Here is a 4132-nt window from a genome sequence, read left to right on the forward strand (position 1 = left end):
TAGCGCTCGGTGAAGGCCTCGATACAGGCGATGGCGGCGGACTCGGGATCAGGCGGGGACATTCTCGAACTCTAGGGAGGCTGCGCGATATCAGCCACGCCGCAGCTTCTGCTCCGCACTGAAAGGTGAGCGCCGAGCCACCTGCCCCACATCGGCGCGACGCGCCCGGGGGAGGATCTAGGACCTACCTCTTCTGGCCGCGGGCCAGGGCCGCCTTGGCCGCCGCCAGGTCCTGGACGCGGGCGTAGGACTCGGCGATCGCGCTGTCGGAGGCCGGCGCCAGGCTCTGGGCCTGCCGGTAGAGGGTCATCGCCTTGCCGTAGTCGCCGGCGCTCTCGGCGCAGACCCCCAGGTCATAGACGGTGTCCAGATTGCCGGGCTGGGCGGCGTTGATGCTGGTCCAGGCCTGGCAGGCCGTGGCCATGTCCCCGCTGGAGGCGGCCTTCACCGCCGCGGTGAACTGCGGCTTGAGGGCGTCGCTCAGCCCCGCGCCCTTGGTCTTCAAGGTGGCCGACAGCGTGGTGTTATAGGGGGCGATATCGCGGCGGATGTCGCCGAGAATGTCGCGCTGGGCGTCGGTCACCATGGCCAGGTCGCCGGTGGACGGCGAATTGTTCCCGCACCAGCTGGTGTTGCGGCTGGCCCGCTTCTGAGTGGAATAGACCACCCGGCCATTGGCGACGTTCACCAGGCTGGGGGTCACGATCAGATCGACGTTCCGGCGCCAACAAGGGATGGGGAAGGACTTGTATTCCTTGCACTTGTCCCCCTCCCACCGCACGCAGCGGCTCTCGCTGCCCTGGTAGCTGGAGGTGTTGAAGTCGGTGCCCACCGTGCCCAGGATCACGCCCTGGGCGCCCACCGAGCGGCCATAGGGCGCCGCGTCGCGCGGATCGCTGGGACCGCCGGTGGCGACCACCGTGAAGTAGGGCTGGCCGTCGAACCGGGCGGCGAACAGCTCGGCCTGCAGGGCTGACTGGAACTCGCGGCCGCCATAGCCGTCGAAGCCGGCCACGGCGATCTTGCGGATATTGGCGGTCTCGGCGTAGCGCGCCGGGAAGCGGGCGCTGATGTCGACGGTGGTGGCGCAGGCGCTCAAAACCATCATCAGGCCGGCGCAAACCGCCAGCCGCGAAATCAGACGCAGACCCATCTCAGACCCCTCCACCCAGAATGGGTGCAGGATAACAGCCAAGCTTGAAACCGCAACTTTGCGTCGCGTGGAGGGGCGCAGGTAGGCCGAAGTTCAGCTTCTCCTCTCCCGCTTGCGGGAGAGGAGAAGAGCTACTTCGTCACTGCGTCCCGGAACCCATTGACGATGGGATAGCGCCGGTCGCGCCCGAAGGCCCTCGGTCCGATCTTCACCCCGGGGGCGGCCTGGCGGCGCTTGTATTCGGAATTGTACAGCAGGCGCTGCACCCGCTCGACGGTCTCGGGCGCGTGGCCGCGGGCGACGATCTCGTCCAGGGTCGCCTCCTCCTCCACCAAACCATGCAGGATAGCGTCGAGCTCGGCATATTCGGGCAGGCTGTCCTGGTCCTTCTGGTCAGGCCGCAGTTCGGCCGACGGCGCCTTGGTGAGGATGCGCTCGGGGATCGGGGAGACCGCCACGCCGTAGGGGTCGTTGGCGTTGCGCCATTCGCAGACCTCGTAGACCTGGGTCTTGTAGACGTCCTTCAGGACGTTGTAGCCGCCGCACATGTCGCCATAGAGGGTGGCGTAGCCCACCGCCATCTCGCTCTTGTTGCCGGTGGTCAGCAGCATCGAGCCCAGCTTGTTGGACAGCGCCATCAGGGCCAGGCCCCGGGTGCGAGCCTGGATGTTCTCCTCGGTCAGGTCCGGCGCCCGGTTCTCGAAATGCGGTGTCAGCATTTCGGCGAAGGCGTCCACCGCCGGCGAGATGGCGATCTCGTCCAGCCGCACCCCCAGGCGTTGGGCGCAGCCCGCCGCGTCATCCAGGCTGTCCTGGCTGGTGTAGCGCGACGGCAGCATGAAGCAGCGGACCCGGTCCGGACCCAGGGCGTCGGCGGCCACCACCGCGACGATGGCCGAATCCACCCCGCCGGAAAGCCCAAGTAAAACACCAGGGAAGCCCGACTTGTTCACATAGTCTCTCAGGCCCAGCACCATGGCCCGGTACACCTCTTCAGGTCCCGACACCCAGTCGGCCATCGGCGCCTCGACGCAGGTCCAGACCCCGCCCTCGCCCTTCTCCCAGACCGTGTTGGCCGCGGCCGCCTCGAACATCGGCAGGCGCATGACCACCTCGCCGCTCGCCGACAGCGCGAAGGAGCCGCCGTCGAACACCAGCTCGTCCTGGCCGCCCACCTCGTTGACATAGACCATCGGCAGGCCGGTCTCGGCCACGCGGGCGGCGGCCGCGCTCATCCGTTCGGCGTCGGCCAGGCGGCGGAAGGGTGAGCCGTTGGGGACCAGCAGGATCTCCGCCCCCTGGGCCTTCAGGTCGGCGCAGACGGCCGGCGCCCAGATGTCCTCGCAGATCGGCACGCCCAGCTTGACGCCTTTCCATTCGAAGACCGACGGGCTCTCGCCCGGTTCGAATACCCGCTTCTCGTCGAAGACGCCGTAGTTGGGCAGGTCGCACTTGAAGGCCACGCCCTGGACCAAGCCGTCGGCCAGGAAGGCGAGCGCATTGCGCGGCCTGCGCCCGGGACCCTCGGCCGGCCAGATCAGGCCCACCAGGGCCGCGCAGCTGTCCTTGGTGGACAGGGCCAACCGCTCGACCGCGGCCTTGCCGGCGGCCCACAGGGCGGGCTTCAGGGCCAGGTCCTCAGGCGGATAGCCGGTGAGGAACAGTTCGGAAAACAGCGCGATGTCCGCGCCGGCCGCATGGGCCTCCGCCATCCGCTCGCGGGCGAGCTTTTCGTTGGCGGCGATGGCGCCGACGGTGGGGTTGGCCTGGATGGCGGCGATGACGAGGCGATTGGTCATGTTCGTCATGTAGCCGCGCCGACCGCCCCTCGCCACCCCGGAAACCTTGACTGGACGAACCCAGGGTCAGCCGTGGCATCGTCAGCGCGAACAAACGACGGGGACGGCGAGATGAGCGACCATGCCAGGACGGCCTATGCCGCGGTGTCCGACAGCCTGCCCAGGGCCGCGGCCCTGCCCCGCGCGGCCTTCGCCGATGCCGACGTCTTCGCCGCCGAGCAGGCCCTGATCTTCCGCGCGGGCTGGATGCCGGTGGCCCGCGAGAGCGACCTGGCCGAGCCTGGCGCCTATCGCAGCGTCGATGTCGGCGGCGCGCCCCTGGTGGTGACCCGCGACGCCGCCGGCGAGATCCATGTCCTGTCGCGGGTCTGCCGCCACCGGCGGCATGCCGGTGGTGGAGGGCTGCGGCGTCGCTAAGGCCCTCACCTGCCCCTACCACCTCTGGCGCTACGGCCTGGACGGCAGGCTGGCCGCCGCGCCGGGCATGGAGCGCTCGGAGGCCTTCGACCGCGACGATTGCGACCTGCCCAGGATCGCCACCACCCGCTGGGGCGGCTGGGTCTTCGCCAATGTGGACGGCCAGGCGCCGCCCCTGGCGCCCCAGGTCGCGCCCCTGGCCGAGCGGCTGGCGCCCTTCGCTCCTCAGGACATGGTGACGGTGGACACCATCAGCCTGGAGTCCCCCTGGAACTGGAAGCTGATGGTGGAGAACTTCCTGGAGTCCTACCACCACATCGGCCCCCACGCGGGCACCCTGCAGACGACCAATCCGGGCCTCACCACCTATGAGGGCCAGGGCGGCGACCTGTTCACCATTTTGGAGAACCCGCCCGCCGGCGAGGGCAACCACGGCTTCGTGGTGGCGGCCATCTTCCCCACCACCCTGCTGTTCTTCTCGGAGGGGACGCCGCTCGGAACCTGGTATGAACTGGACGCCATCGAGCACGGCCGGTTCCGCCTCAACATCCACCTCCTGGCCCACCCCGACCTTGCCGCCATCCCGGAGTTTGTGGCCGGCTTCCGCGCAAGGGTCCTCGCCATCCACGACGAGGACACCCCGGCCTGCGAAGGCGCCCAGAAAGGCGTGATGAGCCCCCTCTACACGCCAGGCCCGCTCAGCCACCTGGAGGCCAGCGTCTGGCGCCTGCACCGGTTCTTGAAGGCGAGGTTGGCCGGGATA

General features: G+C 69.1%; 4 protein-coding genes. 2 read left to right on the top strand and 2 right to left on the bottom strand.

What is annotated here, in order from left to right; translation table 11 throughout:
- Positions 1-184 precede the first annotated feature (184 nt).
- The gene (locus tag RMO97_RS15835; protein WP_310541997.1) at positions 185-1153 is read right to left on the bottom strand and encodes a hypothetical protein; all 969 of its coding nucleotides are present in this window, start codon (positions 1151-1153) and stop codon (positions 185-187) included.
- Between the two features lie 131 nt (positions 1154-1284).
- Positions 1285-2952: an NAD+ synthase gene (locus tag RMO97_RS15840; RefSeq protein ID WP_310541998.1), complete on the bottom strand. Its 1668-nt coding sequence runs from the start codon at positions 2950-2952 to the stop codon at positions 1285-1287.
- A 111-nt stretch (positions 2953-3063) separates the two neighbouring features.
- On the opposite strand from RMO97_RS15840, the gene RMO97_RS15845 reads away from it, so the two are divergent.
- Positions 3064-3369 (top strand): Rieske 2Fe-2S domain-containing protein, encoded by a 306-nt coding sequence (locus RMO97_RS15845; protein ID WP_310541999.1) that lies wholly within the window; start codon positions 3064-3066, stop codon positions 3367-3369.
- Positions 3305-4132, top strand: an 828-nt coding sequence (locus RMO97_RS15850; protein ID WP_310542000.1) for an SRPBCC family protein, incomplete at its 3' end; no start/stop codon positions are given. The genes RMO97_RS15845 and RMO97_RS15850, both read left to right, overlap by 65 nt.

Origin of the sequence: Phenylobacterium sp., from assembly GCF_031425575.1 — a bacterium.
Taxonomy (GTDB): domain Bacteria; phylum Pseudomonadota; class Alphaproteobacteria; order Caulobacterales; family Caulobacteraceae; genus Phenylobacterium.

Excerpts from the sequence above, each read along its gene's own strand:
- RMO97_RS15835 (WP_310541997.1), bottom strand. The coding sequence starts at position 1,153 with ATGGGTCTGCGTCTGATTTCGCGGCTGGCGGTTTGCGCCGGCCTGATG.
- RMO97_RS15840 (WP_310541998.1), bottom strand. The coding sequence starts at position 2,952 with ATGACCAATCGCCTCGTCATCGCCGCCATCCAGGCCAACCCCACCGTC.
- RMO97_RS15845 (WP_310541999.1), top strand. The coding sequence starts at position 3,064 with ATGAGCGACCATGCCAGGACGGCCTATGCCGCGGTGTCCGACAGCCTG.